Here is a 24,227-nt window from a genome sequence, read left to right on the forward strand (position 1 = left end):
CTAAAGGAAGATTTCATTAAACCAGTAAATTCCGTATGATGCTGTAAAAGTCAGTCAGAGGGGAAAGCTATCTCCGACTCTAGCTCCGAATAACTGACCAATCTTACAATATAAAAAAATACATCTCATGACATCAGTCACTCCCAATCAAACTTCCTCTCAATACGAAGTTAGCGAACAAGAAGAAAAAATTGAGTCTCTGGTACAAGAAGTTAAGCCAGAAAGCGAACTAGATTTAGAATTCCTCTACACCCGAGACATTGAATTCCGACAAGAAACAATTTATTTCATTGTAGTCGATCGCTTTTGCGACGGCGACCCCACAAATAACGAAGGCCCAAACCCAGAACTTTACGATCCAGAAGGCAAAGATTGGGGCAGATATTGGGGCGGCGACTTGCAAGGAGTTATTGACAAACTCGACTACTTAAAAGATATGGGTGTTACCGCAGTTTGGCTGACGCCACTGTTCGAGCAAGTAGAAGCATTATTTGTCGAACAAGCGGCGATTCACGGCTACTGGACTAAAGATTTCAAGCGACTCAATCCCCGCTTTATTGCCAAAAACGATAATCCTTCTATCAACCAAACACAAGAAACTAAAGATACCGTATTTGACAAATTAGTACACGAGTTGCACCAGCGAAACATGAAAATCGTACTCGATATTGTCTGCAATCACAGCAACCCAGATTTTAGCGGAAAAAAAGGGGAACTCTACGATGACGGCGTAAAAATAGCTGACTTTAACGACGATGAAGATAACTGGTATCACCACTACGGCGAAGTCACAAACTGGGAAGATGAATGGCAAGTCCAAAATTGCGAACTCTCGGGTTTAGCAACTTTTAACGAAAACAATATTGCCTACCGCAATTACATTAAGTCAGCAATTAAACAATGGCTCGACAGAGGCGTTGATGCTTTGCGGGTGGATACAGTTAAGCATATGCCTATTTGGTTTTGGCAGGAATTTAATGCTGACATTTTAACACACAGACCTGATGTTTTCATTTTTGGCGAATGGATTTACAGCGATCCTCGAAACGATCGTTCTGTGGAATTTGTCAACGAGTCGGGGATGACTATTTTAGATTTTGGTTTGTGCGTGGCAATTCGAGAAGTATTGGGGAAGGGCGCTGGCGCGGGATTTCAGTTAGTCCAAGATGTACTGAATTTGGATCACCGCTACTACGGGGCGACGGAGTTGATTACTTTTATTGACAACCACGATATGCCCAGGTTTCAGTCGTTGAATCCCGATCCAAAAATGCTCAGGTTGGCGATATGTTTAATGATGACGACTCGCGGCATTCCTTGCATTTATTACGGCACCGAACAGTATCTGCACGATGATACTGAAGGGGGAAATGACCCTTACAACCGCCCCATGATGGAAAAGTGGGATACTGATTCCCCGATTTACCGAGATGTACGGTTGCTGTCTGGATTGAGGCGACTGAATCCAGCTATTTCGATGGGGAGTCAGTGGTCAAAATATCTAACTGCTGATGTTTATTGTTACGTGCGCCGCTATCGCGATTCCGTGGTGTTTGTAGCGATGAATCGTGGCAATTATGTTACAATTAAAGAGGTGGATACTGAGCTGCCTGATGGAGAGCATACGGAGGTTTTATCGCGCCGTAAGTTGGAAGTTAAAGATGGAATGCTGTACAACTTAGAGTTGGGTGTGCGGGAAGTAATGATTTTTAGTCGCGTCGGAGAGCGAGTTAAGGCGAAAACTATTGTGCGGGCGCAGCTTAACAGCGTTAGAACTCAGCCTGGTGAAAGAATTGTGGTGATTGGAGATTGTCCTGAATTGGGGAATTGGGATATTAGTAAGGGTTACCCGTTGGAGTATATAAATACTAATACTTGGTTTGGGGAAATTCCTTTTAATGAAAGTGCGGGGAAGTTGATTTCTTATAAGTATGCGCTGCTACGGGAAGGAATGTCGCCGCTGCGAGAAAATCTGGTTTGTCGCCGCTGGGTTTTAGTTTCGGAAGGAACTGTGAAATGGCGAGATAAGTGGGCGAGTGGACGGGAGTCTTAATAGTTTTAAGTTTTGAGTGAGACATTCCTGGACGCATAAGCCGGATTTGATGGACGAAAATACTTCCTTAAGGCTTTCGATTATGTTTTAAAATCCGGTTTGTTTACTAGACCTCTTGCACAAGTCTTCGATCCAGAAACCGCAGATGTAAGACAGCTACACACAGATAAACGCAGATAATTTGAGGATAGGCGAGCTAGGAAATGCAATTTTTTCTAGTATTTGTGCCGTAATTCCTGGGAGATTTAATTCGTAACTAAACTTCATAAATTATTACTTTTTTAAAGGGGGCTTAGATAACAAATACTTTGACATTTTATGTCAAGCAGTAAGATGTGCATTGTGCATCCTTTGGACATGATTTATGGTGGGCAATGCACACCCTATAGTTTTATTAAAGCGATCGCAATTTCTCGACTAAAACATCGATATAACGTTCGCTGCTGTGCTGGTTCACAACCATTTCGTAGCCCCGCTGCGCTTGAGATTCAGCTTCTTGAGGATTTTTTAGCAAATGGACGATCGCCTCGCGCAAACCTGGTGCATCTCCCACATCTACCACTTTGGCAATATCCGGGCCCGTTAAATAATCGACGATACCTTGAGTCCGAGTAATGACGACCGGTCGCTTGCAGGCCATTGCTTCGACTAAACCCTGCACTCCAGCAGCATATTTATTGTCTGCCAAACAAACTGCAACTACGTCTGCATCGCGGTAAAGCTGCACTAAATCCGGCCATTCGTAGAATTTGCGGGACATATTTTCTGGCATAGTATCGGGGAAAGCTTGCGATAAAGCTTTGGCATCTTTAGAAAAGCCGCTAATTTTTACGTCAACATCTAAGTCAGCAGTTGCTGCTGCTAAAACTCGGTAGTCGCGCTTTTCTAATCCGACGCTAACAACTGTTTGCCGCTTTTTTTCCCCCGAAACTGGACCCGGTGTGAAAAACTGGGTGTCTGTCTGCTCTAGAAGCACTAAGATGCGCGATTCAGGTATACCTAAATAGCTACGGAGGAAGTTTGTTTGAGGGCTGGCGCAGGCCATGAACACGTCAATTTTGTCAGCCAAACCGAATAGTTTCAGGGCGACGCGGCCGCGCAGCCGATCGATATTATGGAAATATACAACAATTTTCGGGCGATGCCCTACGGGATAGCTACGCTTCACGGACGATTCACCGCACACCGCCGCCACTGGAATGCCAATGTCCTCGCCGGTACAAAATATCACGTCGTCGCTGCTGACTTGCTCGGACAACTTGCGGGCGGCGGCCCAATGTTCGGGTTTAGAAGAAATTTGCGATCGCAGCTTGTCGCTCAACGATATCGCTTCGCCATCAGGGGCGTGGACAGTGGCATTTAAGCGGTCTCTGAGGGCTCGCAGGACGTGGCGAGGGCATTTGCCGAGTTTTGCATCGCGGTCAATTCCATCTAGGTCTATTTTACGACCTAATGCCAAATGGTACTTCAAAGTATTCTCCTTATAATCATGTTGGTGCTGGGACAAATTATCTAACCTCAGAAGATTCTATCCTCTGCTGTTGAAAGTGCTAGTGTGATCGGTCAGTCGATTTGAGATTTGAGATTTGACTCTACAGATGAATCTGGGGGGTTCTACCTAATGTCTAAATTTTTGTGAGTTCCACCAATCCTCTCTGGCGCTTCTATCGCAACGGCGCTGATGGTGTCGATTTGAGATTTGAGATTTGAGATTTGACTCTACAGATGAATCTGGGGGGTTCTCCCTCCTGTCTAAATTTTTGTGACTTCCACCAACCCTGTCTGGGGCTTGTATAGCAACGGTCCTCATGGTTACGAAACTGGCTTTATGGACACCCGGGCGCAAATCCTGTACGAGTCAAAAACAGTGACACGCGCCGATCGATTCCAAGGACTTAAGCTTTTATGCTGAAGTTAGCTAAAGCATTTATGTTTAACCTCATGTATATTTCTCCAGAGCAAGACCAAAAAATTCGCTACACCCTGCGCGAGTGCGGTCAAGAAGCTTACAAGCTAGCAGCCGAACCTTTTGAAGTTTCCGAGAAAGGGCCCAACGACTACGTGACGAGTATCGATCAATACCTAGACCGACAACTATCGGCAGCATTTAGCGCTTTGTTTCCTGAAGATGGCAGGATCACCGAGGAAAACAGCGCCTCCAGAGCAGCTTACGGGGCTAATTACCAGCGCCTCTGGTGCATCGATCCCCTCGATGGGACTGAAGAATTTATTCGGGGAAAACTGCACTACGCTTCGATGGTGGGGCTGCTGCTTGAGGGGGAACCGGTGGCCGGTTGGATCTACGCCCCGGCTTTTGACCAAATGTATTTTGGTGGCAAAGATTGGGGATTGTTCCAAACAGTCGGAACCCAAACGCCGCAGCCGATCGCCCTGTGCAAACCCCCGGCCCCGACAGCGGAAAATTGTAAAATTATTCTCGGAGACAAAGACCAGAAAAACTACGCCCGGGCGATCGCCCACAGCATCCCCGGAGCCGAATTTTACTCGCTGGGCAGCTTTGGCTTAAAAGTGATGGAAGTTATCTTCGGTCGAGCCGGTTTGTACCTGTATCTCAACGGCCGAGTTAAAGTGTGGGATACCGCCGGCCCTCTGGCTCTAGCAAAAGCAGCCGGATTGGTTTGTTGCGACTTGCAAGGTCAACCGCTGAGGTGGACGGCAGATGTGATCGAGCCGGAGACTCTGGCCCACACGCAGTCAATGGCGATCGGCTGGCCGGAATACATAGAACCTCTGTTGGGCAAAGTTCAACAGGCCGTGGCAGGCTTGTAAACCCGTTTAAGATTAAAGAATCTACCAATTTTACGTGAAGCGCGCCTCTGCACCCTTATCATCAATTAAAGGAGCAACGGATTGTTTGTGTTCCCAAACATCGATCGTTCCCTAGCTGTTGGGTGTCGCCTAATCATATTTCCCACCTCCGCGAGTTTGCATGAAGACAGAAGCTTTCAGTGAGCTATTCCCTCTATTTAAGGGTGCTAACCCAGAAACCTTGGGAGGGCTGCTATCAAATGCCGTCAAGCATGAGTATCCCCCGGGCCGAGCTGTGGTGATGGAGGATTCTTGGGGCAACGCGATTTACTTTGTCGTGTCTGGCTGGGTAAAAGTCCGGCGCTTGTCAAACGATCGAGCTGTATCAATGGCTATTTTAGGACGGGGTGCGTTCTTCGGTGAAATGGCCATTCTGGACGAATCTCCCCGATCAAATGACGTACTTGCTCTATCCCCCGTGCGACTTCTCAGCGTCACAGCTCAGCGATTTATCCAAACCCTGTTTAAAGATCCGCAATTGCACCACCGGATGCTGCAACTGATGGTACGGCGGCTGCGCCAAACCAATCTCCGCTATCAACTCCGCAACCGCCAGCCAGCGGTTAAACTAGCAAATACTTTAGTCGAGCTGGCAGAAAACTACGGTCAGAAAACTGCTGAGGGCAAAGATATCTTCAATATTCCTTATGAAGACTTAGCTGATGTCACAGATATCACCCTAGATGAAACCAGCAAAATTATGGAAAAACTCGATAGTAAAGGTTGGATCAAAATCGATCCAGACCGCCAAACTATCCATTTGATCAACCTCAAGCACTTGATTAATTTGGCAAGTCAATGACTGATGTTACTTCTTTGGATACCTCGTCGGCTGCCGACAACCGTCAGGGGCAACTAACAGCACCGACAATTCAATATTCGGTGGCGATGCCGAATCCAGAATCCCACCTGTTTGAAGTGACTTTGCGCGTGCAAGGTTGGTCGAAGCCGATTCTGGATTTAAAAATGCCTGTCTGGACTCCTGGTTCTTACTTGGTTCGAGAGTACGCCCGCCACCTGCAAGATTTTAGCTCGCAGGCGGGCGATCGAGCTTTACCTTGGCGCAAGCTCAGCAAAAATCACTGGCAAATCGAGACAAATTCGGTGTCAGATGTCACGGTTTTTTACCGCATTTTGGCCAACGAACTGACAGTGCGAACCAATCATTTAGACTCGACTCACGGTTATTTCAATCCGGCGGCTTTATGCTTTTTCTTGCCCGGTTTTGAGCGCAACTGTTACACCGTGACAGTTGTGCCACCGCAGCCCCAATGGCGCACAGTTACTGCTTTGCCACCTGTTTCCGGGCAAAATCTTACTTTTGCTGCAGCGGATTTTGACACTCTCGTAGACAGTCCTTTTGAGATTGGCTATCACGAAGTGTACGAGTTTGAAGTGATGGGAAAACCCCACCAGCTAGTTGTTTGGGGAAAAGGCAATTTAGAACCCGAGGGGGCGATTCGAGACATCCAAAAAGTCATTGAGGTTGAGGCCAAAATCTTTGGCGGTTTGCCTTACGAACGCTATGTGTTTTTGCTGCATTTGTCCGGCTCAGGTTTTGGCGGTTTGGAACACAAGGAGTGCTGCACTCTCAACTATCCGCGTTTTAATTTTCGGGCTAAAGACAAGTATGAACGCTTTATTCAGTTGGTGGCTCACGAGTTTTTTCACCTCTGGAATGTCAAGCGCATTCGACCGAAAGCTATCGAAGTATTTGACTACGAACAAGAAAATTATACTCCTTCATTGTGGTTCTCCGAAGGCACTACCAGTTATTACGATTTGGTGATTCCTTTTCGAGCTGGTATCTACGGCGTGAAGGGTTTATTTCAAAATCTAGCTAAGGAGATCACTCGCTTGCAGACGACTCCGGGGCGGAGTGTGCAGCCTGTCAGTGAGTCGAGCTGGGATGCTTGGATTAAACTTTATCGCAGGGATGCTAACAGCGACAACTCGCAGGTTTCCTATTATTTGAAAGGGGAAGTTGTTTCGTTTTTGCTCGATTTGTTGATTCGAGCCCGACACGGCAACGAGCGATCGCTCGACGATGTGATGCGTTTGATGTGGCAGCAGTTTGGCAATGCTAATTCCAGTAAAAACGACGATTTTGAACTGAAGCGGGAAACAGAGGCCAAGTCGGCGCATTTGACATCAAACGGACAGTTAAATTCTCCTTCGCTGCCGGCAGAAATAGGCTTTACTCCCGAAGAGTTGCAAAGTGCGATCGAGTCAGTCGCCGGCATCGATTTGAGCGACTTTTTTGCGCGCTATATAGACGGCACAGAAGAGCTGCCTTACAACCAATATCTGGAACCTTTCGGGCTGCAAATTTGGGTAGATAAAAGTGACCAAACGCCTCGCACTGGTTGGACGTTGGGAACGGAAAACGGGCGGGAAATGGTTAAATTTGTCGAAATAGGCTCTCCGGCACAATTGGCGGGAATTGACGCTGGGGACGAGTTGCTAGCGATCGAAGGTTTTCGGGTAAATTCAGAACAAGCGGGCGAGAGACTAAAAGATTATCAGCCGGGGGACACAATAGAGGTGACAGTTTTTCACCAAGATGAACTGCGGACTCGTCGTGTTACTCTCGCCCCGCCGCGACCGACGCGTTACTCGATCGTGCCGGTGGAACAGCCCACGGCTATTCAGAAACAAAACTTTACTGGATGGCTGGGAGTTCCTTTATCGAAATTGTGACATAAATGAAGGGGAAAGGGAAATAAAAGACAAGAAGGAATCAGCCTCAATCCCCAATTCCCAATTCCCAATTCCCAATTCCCAATTCCCAATTCCCAATAACCAATTTTGATTATGCAAACCCCACCTCCTCCATCAATTACGCCCCGCCAGATGAATCTGCTGAGAATTGTTGCTTCTATGGCCTGGGCTGACGGCCAACTCGCCACCGAAGAAGTTAATTTAATGCTCGATCGCTTTTGTCGTTTGTTTGCCCCAGATACCGACGGACAACAAATGCAACAAGAACTGCGGGATTACATCATGCAAAATATTCCCCTTGATGAGTTGATCGGTCAACTAGAAACTCAAGATGAAAAGGAATTGGTCCTGCAACTCGGCTATGAAGTGATTTCCTCTAGTTCTCGTACTCCAGATGAACCAAAAATTAACGCTGAAGAAGCCGCAGCTTATCAAAAATTAGTGCAGTTGCTGAATCTTTCAGAGGATGTGGTCAAGCGTATTGAAGCTGAATCATCGGCTGCAGATACTTCAGAGGGAATTGTCGAGAAGATGGCTCACAAATTAGAAAAGTTCATCAAAGGCTAGTTCGGGGCTTGCGCTCGCTTGGCTTAAAAACCCGGTTGATTTCTAGATTTATCGTTACTAAACCTGGAATCTTTCGTAGAAACCGGGAAGAAGCCCCCGATGCGTAAGTCTTTTTAGGTAAGTATCGGAATAATAATTTTCTGAGTCCAGCGGCAGCGCGACCCTCGCCAGGGGGATGCTATCTAAAATCTAAAATCTCAAATGATTTTTATGAAGACTTCAGTCCTCACTACAAACGAAACACAAAGGTGCGCGGTGCGCACCCTACAAACTAAAAGTTATTTAGTTTTTAATAATATGCAACCAAGCGTTCTGAAGATTTGAATCTAACCTCTTTTCGCTGTATATAGCACGAGCATGGTCGTAGTCCAGTGACGCGACACAGGTAGCATATACACCGTAGCTTGAATAACGCATATTTGCGCCCGATGTAGATGTGTCATGTACACCACTGGGAAAATCGTACTCTCCATTCGGATCGTGAAGCATAAAACGGTAGGACATCGTGCGCATATCAGGCTCAGATCCAAACAGTAGAATGATGTGACCGAGACGAGTGAACCATCCGTGAGTAATCACAATGCAGCCATTGTTGAGGGCTTCTTTGGCATCATTTAAGGAGCCATCAACAAGAAACTTATAAGATGAAACCCGAGATGTAAGGTACTCACCCATTACATAAGGATCACCAGTCTGCTCAGCTCCTTGACTCGCAACAATCGCTTCTAAGTCAGAGCGAATTCCCCAAACATCGCTTGTACCTAAAGCCATAGCAATACAAGCGCTTTGACACAAATCTCCGTTGGGCTGTGGAACATATAGAGGTGTGGTTGTCATAGGACAAATGCCTTGGCTAAATAAATAGAATTGAGTTTTGATGCAGTTGGTTTGTTAGAGTGCTCAATGTGGAATAACTGTTAAGCGCTTAAATACTCCGTGCGCGCCCTACGATCGGGTAAGTAAGGTGCGCGGTGCGCACCCTACATTTATAGTTAGAGCGTAATTCCTAGGAATCTAAGCAGTCATTAGTGGGGTAACTTGCTGAGGGCGTGCCAAGTTCTGTAGCCGACAATTCCATCTTGCGGTAAAGCCTTGCTCAGTTGCAATTGTCGCACTGCTACATCTGTCATCGCCGCGAAGAATCCGTCAATGGAGCCGAAATAGTATCCATTGATTTTCAAGACATTCTGAACAATTTTAACAGCATTACCAGAACTGCCCTTCATGACGATCGGCATATTCACAGGTGCACCAGAGTATAGTGCTTCCCAAGTGATAGGGCCCACAATCCCATCTTCTTTTAAAAAGACGCGGTGTTGATAGCCTTTGACCGCGCTTTGAACTTGGACGCCGAAGATACCGTCAATCGGGCCGAAATAATATGCCCAATGATATAGAAGCTGTTGTAGTTCCTTGACAGCTTGACCTGTTGAACCGATTTGTAAAGTGGGTTTGTTTACTGCAGTGGTTTCAGCAAATGCAAGAGTTGATTGAGCAGTAGTATCGGCCACGAGAGCCATAGTTTCATTGTTCAGACTTCTTTCTTCGGTGAACATAATGTGGTTCCTATCAACATTTAAGTTTTGGTTTTTGATATTTCAGGTATAACTGGTGGGATTTGTGAATGCACAGTCCCTTTTTCGAGTGACCCTCAAATGAGTGACACTCGTTTGAGTTACCCGTTGGTTTTTAGTAAGGAATCCAAGTCCTAAGATTTTCATGAGGACTTGTCGTCACTACAAATCAACCGGTAAGGTGCGCTGTACGCACCCTACAAAATACTCCTACAAAATACAAAGATGCGGGGTACGCGGCCTACCCATTACTGTTGATTGTTTACTCAGCCAATTCTCGCAATGTTGGAATTAAATACTGTGTCAAAGTAAAGGCATCTACTCCTAATTCCGTCCGTTCTTTGGCAGCCATTATTCCGGCTTGAGCGTGCCACCAAGCTGCTGTTGCAGCAACTGATTGGGGGGGGGATTTGCGGGCGATCGCTGTTGCTAATAGTCCCCCTAACAAGCCGGTGAGAACGTCGCCACTGCCGCCTCTGGCGAGGGCTGGGGTGCTTTCGGGATTGAGGTAGGTGATGGTACGTGAAGCGTAGCTATCCCGTAGGGAATCGCCTTCATCCTTCCAACTTATGCACACTCTGGCTCCTTTGAGCAATACCGCTGCACCGCAAAGCTGAGCTGCTGCTTGAGTGGCGGCAATTCGATCATCACCGGTTTCGTCGGCTAATTCGGGAAATAAACGCTTGAATTCCCCCGGGTGAGGCGTGATAATTGTCAGTGCTGAACGTTCCGACAAAATCGGGACTGTGCCAAGTTGAGCGAGGATATTTAAACCGTCAGCATCTAAAACCAGAGGTCGATCGCTCTCCAGTACAGATTCTACAGCTATTGCCGCTTCCAATGTCAGACCTGGCCCTGCGGCGATCGCATCATAGATGCTCAAATCAATGGCTACTGGCAACTGGCTAATTGCACCGTTCTGGGTTTCGGGACATCCTATAACTAACGCCTCTGGCAACTGACTGCTCAACATCGGTTTAATTGACTCGGGAACAGCAATTGACAGCATTCCGACACCGCTAGCTCTTGCTCCCAATGCTGCCAAAATTGCTGCTCCGCTGTAGCGGCGGGAACCTGCAATAATTAGTAAGTGACCGTTGGTGTATTTGTGCGAAATTGGTGATCGGGGTAATGGTAAATGCTGAGTTGCCGAGGCTTTAGTAATGCGTTGTATTGCTGGCATTTCACCCAATATTGCTGCAATATCTGCTGCAGGAATATCAAAATCAATTAATTCTGAACTGCCGATATATTCTAACGCTCGATCTTGCAGAAATGCCATTTTCCACAAACCCAAACATAATGTATGTTTTGCCCTGATTGCCGTCCCCAAAACTTCTCCGGTATCTGTATGAATTCCCGATGGAATGTCTATACTTAAAACGGGTATATTTAAATTATTTATTTCGTCAATAGCTGCCGCAGTGACGTTAATAATTTCTCGTTCTAACCCAAATCCAAATAAACCATCTACGAGCAAAGTGCAGTTTTTCAGATTTTCAATTTTATCAACAAATGGAATATTTAAAGAACGCGCATAATCAGCGTGATTTTTTGTTAGTTCTTTTAGCTTAGAAAACGGGCAGTAAATAACTACTTGGAATCCTTGAAAGTGTAATTCGCGGGCAACAACCAAAGCATCGCCACCGTTGTGTCCGGGCCCAACCAATACGCCGATAAGTGGCAATTGAGAATTAACAAGATTTTTTCCTTCTTGCCTTTTCCTTCTATCCGTTAAATCCCGTACACTGCTCGTTGCCCAACTTCCTTCCGCTTTCAAAAGCTCCTGAATGCGTCTAGCAATCAGTCCCGCGACTTTTTCCATTAAAGCTGCTACTGGCATTCCAGCAGCAAAGATTCTCGTTTCTATTTGCCGCATTTGGTCGGCGGTGACAACAAATTTTTGAATAGTCATATTAGTGCTAAAATTTCAGCTAACAGCAGCCGTGGCAGGTTGTAGTATGCTTGTGTTATAATAAATTAGCTCGATCGAACGAAGTAACAGTAAAATAGCAATTTCTCTCCAACCATGAACAAGATTGTTGTAGGCCTCTCCGGCGGGGTCGATAGTTCCGCAGCAGCCGCAATTTTACACCATCAGGGATATGAAGTGGTGGGTTTAACGCTGTGGTTGATGAAGGGCAAAGGTCAGTGTTGCTCTGAGGGAATGGTCGATGCCGCTAAAATTTGCGAAGATTTGGGCGTTCCCCATCATATTGTTGACAGCCGCGAGGTCTTTCAGGCAAGTATTGTCGATTATTTGGTGGAGGGTTACAGTGCAGGAGTTACGCCTTTGCCTTGTTCGCAGTGCAATAAAACTGTGAAGTTCGGGCCAATGCTTAAGTATGCTCGCGAAGAACTCGGAATTGAAAAAATCGCTACAGGGCACTACGCTCGGATTGCTTACGATGCTGCTACAGGTCGCTATCAGTTGCTGCGGGCGATCGACCCTGCGAAAGATCAGTCTTATTTCCTGTACGATCTAACACAGGATTTGTTGGCGGGTACGGAATTTCCTTTAGGGGAAATTACCAAGACTGAAACTCGCAGAATTGCGGCGGAATTTGGCTTGACAACTGCTGATAAGCCGGAAAGTCAGGATTTGTGCTTGGTGGAAAGTAACGGTTCGATGCGGGCTTTTCTGGACAAGTACATTGCGCCGCAAAAGGGTGACATTGTGGACAAGTCAGGGCGGGTGCTCGGACAGCACGACGGCGTTCACCACTACACCATCGGTCAGCGGAAGGGACTCGGAATTGCTGCACCGGAACCGCTGTACGTGATTGAACTTGATGCTGCTGGCAATCGGGTAATTGTGGGCGATCGACAGTTGGCAGTAGAATCTGAGTGTACTGTCGATAAAGTGAATTGGGTTTCTGTAGCTGCACCGACGGCTCCGATTCGGGCTCAGGTACAGATTCGGTATCGATCGCACCCCGTCCCCGCCACTGTAACTCCCCTGGAAACTGCGGGAGAAGAAAACGCCTACCGTACAAGAGTTAAGTTAATTTTTGATGAACCGCAGTTGAGCATTACCCCCGGACAAGCGGCTGTTTGGTATGATGGAGACGTGCTGTTGGGCGGTGGCATCATCGAAAGAAACCAACTCCCAAATTAAAGCAAGGGGCGGGCTAGAAGCCCAACCCCTACTCCCCACAAGAAACCACCCACACAAAAAACTCACTCTTTGTGGAACAGGCATCTTGCGTGATCCCCACCCACAAAAAAACTCACTCTTTGTGGAACAGGCATCTTGCCTGTTGTGATCCCCACCCACAAAAAAACTCACTCTTTGTGGAACAGGCATCTTGCCTGTTCCAAAAGGAAGTTTATTTTTGATTTCACAGCCTCAAATTTACCGAGGTAACTTTTTTTCCAAACGCAAGATATTTCCCCTAGCATTAGTACGGTAAACCCAAGTTTGCCTACCATCAGAAACCACAACCCGCCAACCTTCGACAATCATTTGACCGCAAATTTCATCTGCTTTCGCGAGTCCTAAACAAGTATTCGGCCAACTTTGTCCGCTGGATTCAGTTACTTTCAACTTCTCAGCAGCAATGCCAGTGGAGTCCGACAACTCTTGGCGAACGGCTGCTGCCACAGTTGCGGGCAATTTGTTCGGGGGATTTTGGCGCGTAGCCTCGGCCAAATTGCCCGGTTCGGAAATTAGAGTATTAAGTGCCAATACCGAATAGCTGATTTTTGGGCGCACCGCGGCTGAGGAAAATTGCTGCGCGGTTTGCTGCTGTTGACTTTCCAACTGGGCAAGGGAATCTTTGAGGGCGCCCGCCTTAGCTGCTGCGGTGTTTCTTAGCGCCGGATACATTTCCCATACTAGAATTCCTGTCAGCACCAAAGCCAAGATTACAGGATTGGGCTGCTTTTGGTCTCGGTTTTTATTTTTTTGAATTTTATTTTTGGAGATTCTTTCTATCATACGCCCTCTGCCTCACTTTACACAATGCGCGATCGCTCCTGAACACTCAACTGCAGATACTTATTTAGACACTCTTGCTGGTGCTATTGGTTCCTTTGTGCAGAACCGACTTGACTGCGGGTTGCTGGTGCAACGCAAGTATTTCCTACTCGCTGCCTGCAGTTGTGTTTCTGGAAACTTGCACTACCCAGTTATTACTTAATTTTTACTTTTTGTCTCAGGGTATTAAGAAAAATTTATGCTTAAGTAAATATTCTTAAAAGCCTCTAATCCTGCCCCCCAATCTCAGTACAAATTACTATTCTTCGTTCCAAAACTGCTAAACGTGTTTTAGACTGTGGGAGGCGAGCTGAGCCAAGGATATCACAGGGATGCCACAAAGTTTGTTGCAACAGGACGAAAACGCATTAGAAATAAAATCAGCTATTGCTGATTAATTGTATTAGTATTGTGGTTTTCTTGAGCGAGCGTACCCGAAACTACTTTAGTAGCAAAGGTTACTTGTTTAGTAGAAGATTGTTGAAATGTATCGATTATGAACAGAAAATCCCTAGGAATCCATTTAATGAACCGGCTGAGCTATCCTCAAAAATTTACCTTAATCGGTTTTCTATTGGCAATACCGTTAACCTTGGTCATGTACCTGCGGATTTCCGAAATTAACAGCAGGGTTGATTTGGCCCAAAAAGAAATCTACGGTAATCAATACCTGCGCCCACTTCGCCAGTTGCGGGAACACATACCGAAACTTCAACGGTTAAATTATCAGGGTTTAAATGCCAATTTAAGCAATCCAGAGTCACCGGTTAATTTAGAAGCTAAGATTGACGCGAACTTTCAATCCCTGGCAAATACCCGCCAGTTAGGAAAAATTTTAGTGGCGGGCGATAAATTTAATAAAATTTATCAAAATTGGCAAAATTTTAAACTTCGTCGCCGCCAGTGGAGTTGATAAAATTACGATTTTTTATATCAAGAGTTAAGAGCAGATATTAATAATAAATTAAGCGCTCGCGTCGGTGATACTTCCAATCTAATATTAGACCCCGATCCAGATACCTATTATTTGATGGATGCTACTTTGCTGAAGCTTCCAGCAATGCAAAAAATATTGTCAGAGATTAGGCTAATTTGTCAAAAAAGTAGCTCGCGTTCCGATGCCACACCTGAAGAAAGAGCGAAATTGATTACTTTGGTGGGCAAAGTGAGAGAACTCAATCAGGATTTATCACTTAATATGGAGGTAGGAGTTAGCAATCCTCGCGGGAATTTGCGACCTAAATTAAGCGAGAATTGACAAATTTTAACTCGGTAGTAGAGCAGCTAACTGGGTACATAGATAAACTGATTAATCCCACAGCGGTAGTGGAATATTATGCCTATCTTGATGGGAGCGATCGAGTTCTGACTTCGAGTTTTGAACTGTGGGACGAAACAGTCAATCAATTAGACTTTCTCCTGCAAAAACCTAGTGATATTTTTGTTGCAAGAAAACGCATAATTTGGATTTGTATGTTAGCAACTTTAGAAATTGTTATTTATTTATTTGTGTCTTTCTACAGGGCAGTTATGCAAACTGTATTTGTGCTAGACGAAGCCTCAAAAAAAATGGCAAACGGCAATCTAGACCACAAAATTATTTTGGATAACCGATATGAACTCGGGCAAGTTGTGGGTGCGTTTAACAGGATTACCGATGCTTTAGTTGGTGCAAATCAAGAAATTACTGTTCTCAACGAGCGCCTAAAAGCTGAAAATATGCGAATGATCGCCGAACTAGACGTTACTCGCAAGATTCAGCAGATGCTGCCGAAAGACCGAGAACTCAAGGAAGTTATCGACTTAGATATTGCGGGATTTATGGAGGTGGCTGAGGAAGTAGGCGGCGACTATTACGACGTACTCCAACACAAAGGGAGAGTAAAAATTGGCATTGGCGATGTGACGTGACACGGATTGGAGAGCGGTGTTTTAATGATTATGGTTCCAACGGCAGTGCGAACTTTGATCGCCTACAATGAACCCGACCCAGTAAGGTTTTTAAGTGCTATTAACAGTGTAATTTACAATAATGTGCAGCGGATGAAATGCGACAAAAACGCTAGCCTTGCCTTGCTAGACTATGAGGAGGGGATGCTGAAGTTGAGCGGCCAGCACGAAGAAATGATTGTTGTACGGTGTAACGGTTGTGCAGAGAGGTTTGATACGATCCATTTGGGTTTCCCGATCGGGCTGGATGTAGATATTGCTGAATTTGTTGCTGAGAAAATTGTGTATTTGCGTTCAGGAGATGTGGTTGTGCTGTACACTGACGGGATTACGGAAGCTGAAAATATGGAGAAACTGCTTTATGGTTTAGATAGGTTAATTAAGGTAATAGAGATTAATTGGCAGCGTTCGGCTGCCGAAACTAGGCACGCTGTAATTAAGGACGTGCGATCGCACATCGGCGAACAAAAAGTTTTTGATGACATCACATTGTTGGTACGAAAACAAAAATAAATACTTGGAGATCGCTTCTAAAGTTTAAAATATATTCAGTGATCCCCCTCCTCTCAAACTTTAGCTCTCACATGGGTATGACTCAAATCTTCGGCGATTTCATCGAGCAGTTCGCTAGCCAAGAATACTTAATAATTGGATTTTCTCCGAGTTCGGTTCCTCTCAAGCAGCGGTGGCGGAACAACGGTTTGTCAGCGGATTTTCTGGCTGACTACCTGACGACTTTTTTTCCCGGCAACCAAGACGAGCCTTCGACAATTGAAAGACAAGCGGAAATAAAAAGCGCTGTTAGCTACATTGCAAACGAGTTATTGGAAAATGCCATGAAGTTTAATGATGAAACCTCGGAGTACCCGATCGCTATTAAACTGCAATTAGAGAGCGACGGAGTGATTTTCTCAGTTGCTAACAGCATCTCTCCGCAAGCTGTGGACAAGTTTCAGGCTTATATTCAGCAGTTGCTGACCTGCGAGCCCAGCGAACTTTACATTCAGCGGTTGGAAAAAAATGCTGCTGACGAAAGCTGTACCAATTCTGGATTGGGTTTGTTGACCATGCTCACCGATTATACCGCCAAACTTGGCTGGAAATTCCAGACCGTACACAAAGACCCGGAAGTAATTGCGGTAACAACTATGGTGCAATTAACAGTATAAGCAACGCTGGCGATCGATAATATCTAAGGAACTTTTTTTTGTGGCTATGGAAATTAATACAGAAGATTACCGGATCTGTTACGATCCAGCAACGGAAACCGTGAGTTTTATTGGATCTCTAAGGCTGAGCGGGCCTGCGGAGTACGCGCCGATAGCGCAGTTGCTGACGAAGGTTGCCGACTTGGAACCGACGAAAATTACCCTCAATTTGCAGCAGTTAGAATTTTTGAATAGTTCTGGCATAAATATGCTATCGAAGTTTATTATCGAGATCCGCAAAACAGCCAGGGTGCAAATGGCGGTGGAAGGCTCTCAAAGTATAGCTTGGCACGGTAAATCTTTGAGGAATTTCCAGCGCCTGATGCCTGGTTTGCAGTTGGAATTTCTCTAGAAACACAATTACTTTTAGGGTGCGAGCTGTTAAGCGATTTTTTGTTAGTCGAGGCGCCAATTCTCGAGTTATGCTGGAAGAACAACCATCTAGAGAACAGCTACTTTTAGAGATAGAAAGATTGCGCCAGCAAGTGGAAGACTTGAAGGAGGAAAAAGCGGATCTGGAAATCTTGCTGGAAACTACTGCTCAACATTCCGATACGGTTGAAACTGAGTTACGATCTCGCGCATTCGAGGCGGTGCGCGAAGGCGAAAACAAGCTGGCTCAATTTTTGGAAGCGATTCCAATAGGCGTGGCCGTGCTCGATTCTCAAGGCAGACCTTACTACGTCAATCACGCCGGACAGCAGTTATTCCGTCAAGGGGTTTTGCCGTTAAATAACGTTAATGATTTTTCAGAAAGTTATCAAATTTATATCGCGGGAACTGATACTATTTACCCTTCCGAGAATTTGCCGATAGTCCGAGCTTTGAGGGGCGAAAGCGCGACGGCTGATGATATGGAAATTCATCAACCAGACAAGAAAATTCCTCTTGAAATTTGGGGAACGCCAATTTTTGAGGAGGGTGGCAAAGTTGCTTTTGCGATCGCAGTTTTTCAAGATGTCACGGAACGCAAACAAGCTGAAGCAGATCGCCATAAATCTATTAAAAAACTATTTGAACTCAATCTAAACTTGGAAAAATTTCTGGATGCCGAATCAGAATTAACGGATGCTTACGGTAGATTTGTGCCACATCAATTTCTCAATCTGTTGGGATATGAAAGTATTATAGATGTCAATTTAGGCGACCAAGTGCAGCAGGAAATGTCGGTGCTGTTTGCTGATATCCGCGACTTCACGGCGCTTTCGGAAACTATGACGCCGCAAGAAAATTTTAATTTTATTAATGCTTACCTTTCGCGGATGGAGCCTGCTATTACTAGCAATAACGGCTTTATTGATAAATACATCGGCGATGCAATTATGGCTTTGTTTAGCGACTGTGCAGATGATGCAGTGAAAGCGGGTATTGCGATGCTAAATATTCTAACTGGTTACAACGAACACCGTAAAGGTGTCGGCTACGTCCCGATTCAAATTGGAATTGGCATCAATTCGGGTTCTTTGATGCTGGGGACAGTCGGGGGTAAAAGCCGAATGGACAGCACTGTGATTAGCGATGCTGTTAATTTAGCATCTCGCATTGAAGGATTGACTAAAGATTACGGCGTACCTCTGTTAATTTCTCAGCAGACTTTGGAACGGTTGCGAAATCCGAAGGATTATGCTATTAGGATTGTGGATAAAGTACAGGTAAAAGGAAAATCTCAATATGTGGTAGTTTATGAGGTATTTGATGCAGATCCGCCGGAAATTCTGTCAGCGAAGCGAGCAAATTTGTCTGTATATAATGAAGCTATGTTACTGTGCGAGCGCAAGGAGTTCCGAGAAGCTGGAAAATTATTTGAAGAGTGTTTGCGAACAAATCCCAGCGATCATGTAGCTCGCATTTACCTGAAACGCTGTCGGGATTGGCGATCGCTCCTCAAAGGAATTTAAAGCAAGTTACTCTATTTGAGATTTTAGATTGACTCCATATAGCAATCCTCCCATTACTTGTGAATTTCTTACTTTCTCCGAGCAGGTTCGGGAAGGGTTGGGATGGGGTAAAAAATTTACGACTCCTGTAAGGATTGCTCTATATCTTGAGAGAGATGACTGACCTCTGGGATCTGTCAAAGGTGTAAAATATAAACAGCTTTATAGCTGTTACTTCTGAGGTTTCTCAAAATTGAACGGCTTAGGGCTCAAAAACCAGCGATCGGTAATTTGGTGCCAGAACGGTGGTCAGCGCTGAACCTGTCTCAAAAAAAGTTGGCGGATGAATTAGGGATGACCTTTCCCCGATTAATGGTGGGGAAAATGGACAGGCTACGCATTCTCGCTGGGCACTCAAGCAAAGTTAGATATTGCTGGATGAGTTAGGTAATTTGCCAGATGCAGCGCTTCGCGAATGCACTCAGGCACTGCGAGCAAGATATTTTTCGGATAAGGAGTACAAAGGGTGAGTTTTGAGGGAATCAACAGCATTTTCAGAGTTCGACTACTTCCCTATGGTGTGGCGACCCTCTCCGTGGCTCTGGCACTGGGGCTAACGCGATCGCTTTTACCGTGGATCTACCCAACCACTACGCCCCTGTTTTTCCTCGCAGTGATAGTGAGTGCCTGGTATGGCAGTTTTGGGGCTGGGTTACTGGCAACAATTTTATCCACGCTGGCCATCAACTATTTTTTTATTGAGCCGTTGTATTCGTTACAGATAGTTAATGTAGAGACAATTGTTCGGCTGGGTATATTTTCGATCGCCGCAGGATGGATCGCTTCACTCAGTTTATCCCGGCGCACTGCTCAAAAAAACGCCACAGCAGCCTTGCAAACTTTACAGGAGGCAAGGTCGCTAGAACACAAGGCGCAGGCTCGGAGCGAAGCAGCACAAACTGCGGCAACTGAGGCAAAAGAACAGCTAGAAACGGTACTTTCTAGCATCAACGATGGATTTTACATCCTCGATCGCGATTGGCGCTACACCTATGCCAACGATCGCTACTGTGAAATGGTTGGAATGCAGCGGTCAGCGATTCTGGGTCAGAATGTTTGGGAGCTATTTCCGGCGGCAGTTGACACGGATGCTTACGTGCAGTTTCATCGGGCAATGCGCGAACAAACGCCGCTCCAGTTTGATTATCTCTACTCACCTTGGAATGGTTGGCATGACCATCGAATTTACCCTTCGTCGAGTGGACTGACCGTTTTGCTTGCTGACATTACCCATCGCAAGCAGGCCGAGCTCCTCCTGGTCGAGCAGAAACGACTGCTAGAGTCCATCGCATTCGGGCAGCCGCTAGACGACTGTCTGGCAGCCGTGTGTGACTCAGTATCCAGGCTCAATCCGGGTACCCGCGCCTGCTTCCTGCTAGCCGATGCTCAGCGGTTAACTTTTAACCGATCCATTACTCCAGACTTTCCACCGTCTTTTGCTGAAGGACTCCAAGATGCTCCCATTAACGATTTGTGCATTGGAACGTGTGGCGAAGCAGTGTATAGCGGTCAGTCCGTGACCTGCGCCGACATTGCCAACGACGATCGCTGGTCGCAAGCATGGCGAAATTTATGTGTGGCTCATGGCATTCTAGCGTGTCATTCTCAGCCCGTGTTCAGGCAGGACAATCTACCTCTGGGGTCGCTGATGCTGTGCTTTAGCGAGGCGCGGATGCCGACGGATTGGGAACATAAACTCGCCGAGTTCGGCACCCAAGTTGCCAGCATCGCCTTCGAGCGCGATCAATCGTTCCAGGCGTTGCGTGAGAGCGAAGAACAACTCCGACTGGCTTCCGAAGGCGGCAATTTTGGTTTGTGGTATTGGGATATAGAAACTGACACGCTGAGTTTTACGGATAAAGCCAAAGCGATGTTTGGTTTACCCGTCAATACAGCAATGTCGGTGCAGGTGTTTTTAGAAGCCGTGCATCACGACGATCGCCCGTTCGTTCACACCGTCCTCAGTGAGCTAAAAGCGAATAAACCGCATACTGAAATAGAGTATCGGACGCTATGGGCAGATGGCACCGTTCGTTGGATTTTGGCAAAGGGCGATTGCGCCTACAACGCTGATGGCATCCTAATTTCGACGCGGGGCGTATTCATTGACATCAGCGATCGTAAACAAGCCGAAGAAGCTTTGCGTCAAAGCGAAGAGCAGAGTCGGAACATTATCGAGAGCATTGATGATGGATTCTTTGCCCTTGATGAGAATTGGCGTTTCACTTACGTGAATCAATCAGCGGAAATTCTGCTAGATTGCACTCCGGGCAATCTGATTGGTAAGAATTTTTGGGAAGAATTCCCAGGACTCGAGGGCAGCGAGTTTGAGCGGGTTCATCGCCGCGTGGCAAACGAGCGCGTGGCTTTGTCACTGACGGCGTTTTATCCCGATCACGATCGGTGGTATGACGTTCACACCTACCCCGCCGCGAACGGGATTACCATTTATTTCCGAAATATTACCGATCGAAAACTTGCCGAGGAGGTATTGCAACAACGAGAAGCAGAACTTCGTTTAGTCACCAATGCCGTGCCGGCCTTGATTTCCTTTGTAGACTCAGACCAGCGCTATCGCTTCACCAATCGAGCATATGAAGAATGGTTTGGATCTCAGGCAAAAGAAATCTACGGCAAGCATCTCCCAGAGGTTTTAGGCGAAACGGGGTATGAAGCGATTCGTCCTTATGTTGAGCAAGTTTTGGCAGGAGAGGAAGTGACCTTTGAAAGCCAAATTCCCTACAAAGATGGTGTAACCCGTTATGTCAATGCAACCTATGTTCCCCGCTTCAATAGCCAGGGAAAAGTTGAAGGGTTTGTAGCACTGGTAAACGATATCACCGATCGCAAACAAGCCGAAGCCACACTACGGGAGAGTGAGGCACGGTTCCGGCTGATGGCAGATGCCGCCCCTGTGCTGATTTGGATGGCTGGCACCGATAAACTCTGTAATTACTTCAACCTCCCGTGGCTAAACTTTACGGGACGGACGATCGAGCAAGAAAGGGGCAATGGTTGGACAGAAGGAGTCTACCTCCACGACCTCGATCGATGTTTACACACCTATGTGACTGCCTTTGATGCCCGTCAACCGTTCAAGATGGAATATCGCTTGAAACGCTTTGATGGCATATACCGTTGGATTATGTATGAAGCTGTTCCTCGGTACGGATTGGAAGGTGAGTTCTTGGGCTACATCGGCTCCTGTGTTGATATTGAAGACCACAAACAAGCTGAGGAAGCCCTGCGCCAGAGTGAATCCCGCCTCCGTCTGATCTTTGAAAGCGCCAAAGATTATGCGATCTTCACCCTCGACCTTAACGGCCTCATTGCCAGTTGGAACTCAGGGGCAGAACGCCTGTTGGGCTATACCGAGACAGAAGCAATTGGTTGCCCGAGTCGGATGATGTTCACAGCCGAAGATAACGAACAAGGACAAGCCGAACACGAAATGCAAACGGCTCTAATGCAAGGACGAGCTGAAAACGAACGCTGGCATATTTGTAAAGATGGGAATCGCTTTTGGGCAAGTGGATTGATGATGCCCCTGCTTAATGATGCGGATTGTCCGCAGGGACTTGTCAAAATCATACAGGACAAGACCGCACAACGGCAAGCAAGTGAGCGACTGCAATTGCTCTATGAAACTACCCGCGATCTGATGCAGATAGAACAGCCTCTGGCGTTGATGGACACGCTATTCCGCAAACTTGCTGTGCAACTCGATCTGCACTCTTACTACAACTTCATGGTGGAAGAAAAAGACAACCGCTTGATGCTGCATTTGAGAAACTACGATGGCCTCTCTGAAGAAAGGGCGCAGGCGATCGCATGGATCGAATTAGGGGAATATCTCTGTGGACTGGTTGCCCAAACGCAGCAGCAAATTGTCTTGAATCAAGCCCAAATTTCCACTCATCCAAATGCTAAAGCCGTCTGTGACATGGGCATCACGGCTTACGCGGGTCAACCGTTAATCGCTCAGGGGCGGTTATTAGGAACGCTCTCATTTGCCAGTCGGACTCGGACGCACTTCACGCCTGCAGAAATCGAGCTGCTGCGATCGACGTGTGACCAGATCGCGATCGCTCTGGAACGGACAAACCTGAATGCTTCACTCCAGGAGCAAGCGGAACAGCTAAGACAGGCAAATCGCATCAAGGATGAGTTTTTAGCGGTACTGTCCCATGAATTGCGATCGCCCCTCAATCCCATCCTGGGCTGGACAAAGCTGCTGCAAACTGGCAAGCTGGATGAGGCCAAAACTGCACAGGCGCTAGCGACGATCGAACGCAATGCCAAGCTGCAAACAGAATTGATTGAAGATTTGCTTGATGTGTCGAAAATTCTCCAAGGCAAGCTCAGTCTTAATATTCGTCCAGTCGATTTAGCTTTAACTGTAGAATCGGCGATCGAAACCGTCAATTTGGCTGCTGTTGCCAAATCCATTGATATTCGGACTGTGTTAGAGCCTCAGATCGGACAGATTTTGGGGGATTCGGGTCGTTTGCAGCAGATTGTCTGGAATCTTGTTTCTAATGCGGTCAAATTCACCTCAGCCGGGGGGCGCGTTGAGGTGAATTTGACTCGTGTTGGCAATCAGGCTCAAATTACGGTGGCTGATACAGGGATTGGCATCGCACGGGAGTTTTTACCCTACGTGTTTGACTACTTCAGGCAAAAAGATGGCGCTACAACCCGCAAGTTTGGTGGCTTGGGATTGGGGCTGGCGATCGTGCGGCATCTAGTCGAACTGCACGGTGGCACCGTTGGGGCAGAGAGCCAGGGTGAAGGGTTAGGAGCTACCTTTACCGTAAGACTGCCCCTATCAGGGAAGGTAAGACAAGAAAACTCTCTTGCAGGACTTTCGGAACGATCGACTGCGGATGAACCGTTATCCGGGATGCGGATACTTGTGGTAGATGATGAGCCGGATATGCGAGAGTTGATTTCCTTTTTGCTAGAAGATGCAGGTGCAGAGGTAGTTAGTTTTGCTGTCCCTCAAGAAGCCCTCACAGCGTTGGCTAATTTCCAGCCAGATGTCCTGTTGAGCGACATTGGAATGCCGGGGATGGATGGCTATATGCTGTTGCGGCAAGTGCGAGCCCTGCCGCCAGAACGGGGTGGGCTGATTCCCGCGATCGCCCTGACTGCCTATGCGGGGGAGTTTAACCAACAGCAAGCTTTGCAAGCTGGATTTCAGCGACATCTGGCAAAGCCGATCGAACCGGATAAATTAATTAAGACGATCGCCGCACTTCTTAGCAAGAACACTCATGACCCCGCAAGCTATAAAAATTGAGCCGAAGGAACTCAAACCGATCGAACATCACCAAGCTTTTAAGTTGCTGTGGTTAGGCAGCGATATTTGTATTACAGGAGAATCCATCAATAAATCCGGTTTCTAGT

At 46.5% G+C, this 24,227-nt stretch carries 19 protein-coding genes; 14 read left to right on the forward strand and 5 right to left on the reverse strand.

Annotated elements, in window-relative coordinates; genetic code table 11:
* Positions 1-127: 127 nt before the first annotated feature.
* The gene (locus tag QT996_RS09045) at positions 128-2,053 is read left to right on the forward strand and encodes an alpha-amylase family glycosyl hydrolase (protein WP_333045987.1); all 1,926 of its coding nucleotides are present in this window, start codon (positions 128-130) and stop codon (positions 2,051-2,053) included.
* Between the two features lie 394 nt (positions 2,054-2,447).
* On the opposite strand, the gene QT996_RS09050 is transcribed toward QT996_RS09045, so the two are convergent.
* Positions 2,448-3,524, reverse strand: a complete 1,077-nt coding sequence (locus tag QT996_RS09050) for a glycosyltransferase family 4 protein (protein ID WP_333045988.1) — start codon at positions 3,522-3,524, stop codon at positions 2,448-2,450.
* A 434-nt stretch (positions 3,525-3,958) separates the two neighbouring features.
* Between QT996_RS09050 and QT996_RS09055 the strand changes: the two genes are divergently transcribed.
* From QT996_RS09055 to QT996_RS09070, 4 genes are all read left to right on the forward strand, one after another.
* The gene (locus tag QT996_RS09055; RefSeq protein WP_333045991.1) at positions 3,959-4,843 is read left to right on the forward strand and encodes an inositol monophosphatase family protein; all 885 of its coding nucleotides are present in this window, start codon (positions 3,959-3,961) and stop codon (positions 4,841-4,843) included.
* A gap of 160 nt (positions 4,844-5,003) precedes the next feature.
* Positions 5,004-5,684: a Crp/Fnr family transcriptional regulator gene (locus QT996_RS09060; protein WP_333045993.1), complete on the forward strand. Its 681-nt coding sequence runs from the start codon at positions 5,004-5,006 to the stop codon at positions 5,682-5,684.
* Complete coding sequence (locus QT996_RS09065; protein WP_333045994.1) at positions 5,681-7,582, forward strand: M61 family metallopeptidase; 1,902 nt, start codon at positions 5,681-5,683, stop codon at positions 7,580-7,582. Before QT996_RS09060 ends, QT996_RS09065 begins: the two co-directional genes overlap by 4 nt.
* A gap of 114 nt (positions 7,583-7,696) precedes the next feature.
* Complete coding sequence (locus QT996_RS09070; protein WP_333045995.1) at positions 7,697-8,170, forward strand: TerB family tellurite resistance protein; 474 nt, start codon at positions 7,697-7,699, stop codon at positions 8,168-8,170.
* A gap of 282 nt (positions 8,171-8,452) precedes the next feature.
* Here QT996_RS09070 and QT996_RS09075 read toward each other — a convergent pair whose 3' ends face one another.
* From QT996_RS09075 to QT996_RS09085, 3 genes are all read right to left on the reverse strand, one after another.
* On the reverse strand, positions 8,453-9,007 hold the full coding sequence (locus tag QT996_RS09075) for a hypothetical protein (protein WP_333045997.1): 555 nt from the start codon (positions 9,005-9,007) through the stop codon (positions 8,453-8,455).
* Between the two features lie 188 nt (positions 9,008-9,195).
* Complete coding sequence (locus QT996_RS09080) at positions 9,196-9,726, reverse strand: peptidoglycan-binding protein (RefSeq protein WP_333045998.1); 531 nt, start codon at positions 9,724-9,726, stop codon at positions 9,196-9,198.
* Positions 9,727-10,006: 280 nt separating this feature from the next.
* Positions 10,007-11,659, reverse strand: a complete 1,653-nt coding sequence (locus QT996_RS09085) for an NAD(P)H-hydrate dehydratase (protein WP_333045999.1) — start codon at positions 11,657-11,659, stop codon at positions 10,007-10,009.
* A gap of 114 nt (positions 11,660-11,773) precedes the next feature.
* On the opposite strand from QT996_RS09085, the gene mnmA reads away from it, so the two are divergent.
* A complete protein-coding gene (gene mnmA / locus QT996_RS09090; protein ID WP_333046000.1) occupies positions 11,774-12,862 on the forward strand; it encodes a tRNA 2-thiouridine(34) synthase MnmA in 1,089 nt (362 codons plus the stop codon).
* Between the two features lie 237 nt (positions 12,863-13,099).
* Here the strand turns inward: mnmA and QT996_RS09095 are convergent, their stop codons facing one another.
* Positions 13,100-13,684, reverse strand: coding sequence for a hypothetical protein (locus QT996_RS09095; RefSeq protein ID WP_333046001.1), 585 nt, complete (start codon positions 13,682-13,684; stop codon positions 13,100-13,102).
* A 565-nt stretch (positions 13,685-14,249) separates the two neighbouring features.
* On the opposite strand from QT996_RS09095, the gene QT996_RS09100 reads away from it, so the two are divergent.
* The 8 genes from QT996_RS09100 to QT996_RS09135 all read left to right on the forward strand — a co-directional run bounded on the left by QT996_RS09100 (position 14,250) and on the right by QT996_RS09135 (position 24,226).
* Complete coding sequence (locus QT996_RS09100) at positions 14,250-14,636, forward strand: hypothetical protein (protein WP_333046002.1); 387 nt, start codon at positions 14,250-14,252, stop codon at positions 14,634-14,636.
* Between the two features lie 341 nt (positions 14,637-14,977).
* On the forward strand, positions 14,978-15,634 hold the full coding sequence (locus QT996_RS28615; RefSeq protein WP_445304554.1) for a HAMP domain-containing protein: 657 nt from the start codon (positions 14,978-14,980) through the stop codon (positions 15,632-15,634).
* Between the two features lie 6 nt (positions 15,635-15,640).
* On the forward strand, positions 15,641-16,186 hold the full coding sequence (locus QT996_RS09110) for a PP2C family protein-serine/threonine phosphatase (RefSeq protein ID WP_445304555.1): 546 nt from the start codon (positions 15,641-15,643) through the stop codon (positions 16,184-16,186).
* 77 nt (positions 16,187-16,263) lie between these two features.
* Complete coding sequence (locus QT996_RS09115; protein WP_333046004.1) at positions 16,264-16,842, forward strand: DUF6272 family protein; 579 nt, start codon at positions 16,264-16,266, stop codon at positions 16,840-16,842.
* 46 nt (positions 16,843-16,888) lie between these two features.
* Positions 16,889-17,233: a slr1659 superfamily regulator gene (locus QT996_RS09120; protein ID WP_333046006.1), complete on the forward strand. Its 345-nt coding sequence runs from the start codon at positions 16,889-16,891 to the stop codon at positions 17,231-17,233.
* A gap of 70 nt (positions 17,234-17,303) precedes the next feature.
* Positions 17,304-18,779 carry an adenylate/guanylate cyclase domain-containing protein gene (locus tag QT996_RS09125; RefSeq protein WP_333046007.1) on the forward strand — a complete coding sequence of 492 codons (1,476 nt, stop codon included), beginning with the start codon at positions 17,304-17,306 and terminating at the stop codon, positions 18,777-18,779.
* A 505-nt stretch (positions 18,780-19,284) separates the two neighbouring features.
* Positions 19,285-24,120, forward strand: coding sequence for a PAS domain S-box protein (locus tag QT996_RS09130; protein ID WP_333046008.1), 4,836 nt, complete (start codon positions 19,285-19,287; stop codon positions 24,118-24,120).
* A complete protein-coding gene (locus tag QT996_RS09135; protein ID WP_333046009.1) occupies positions 24,095-24,226 on the forward strand; it encodes a hypothetical protein in 132 nt (43 codons plus the stop codon). Before QT996_RS09130 ends, QT996_RS09135 begins: the two co-directional genes overlap by 26 nt.
* Position 24,227 lies beyond the last annotated feature (1 nt).

The organism is Microcoleus sp. S13C4, assembly GCF_036700865.1.
Classification (GTDB): domain Bacteria; phylum Cyanobacteriota; class Cyanobacteriia; order Cyanobacteriales; family Microcoleaceae; genus Microcoleus.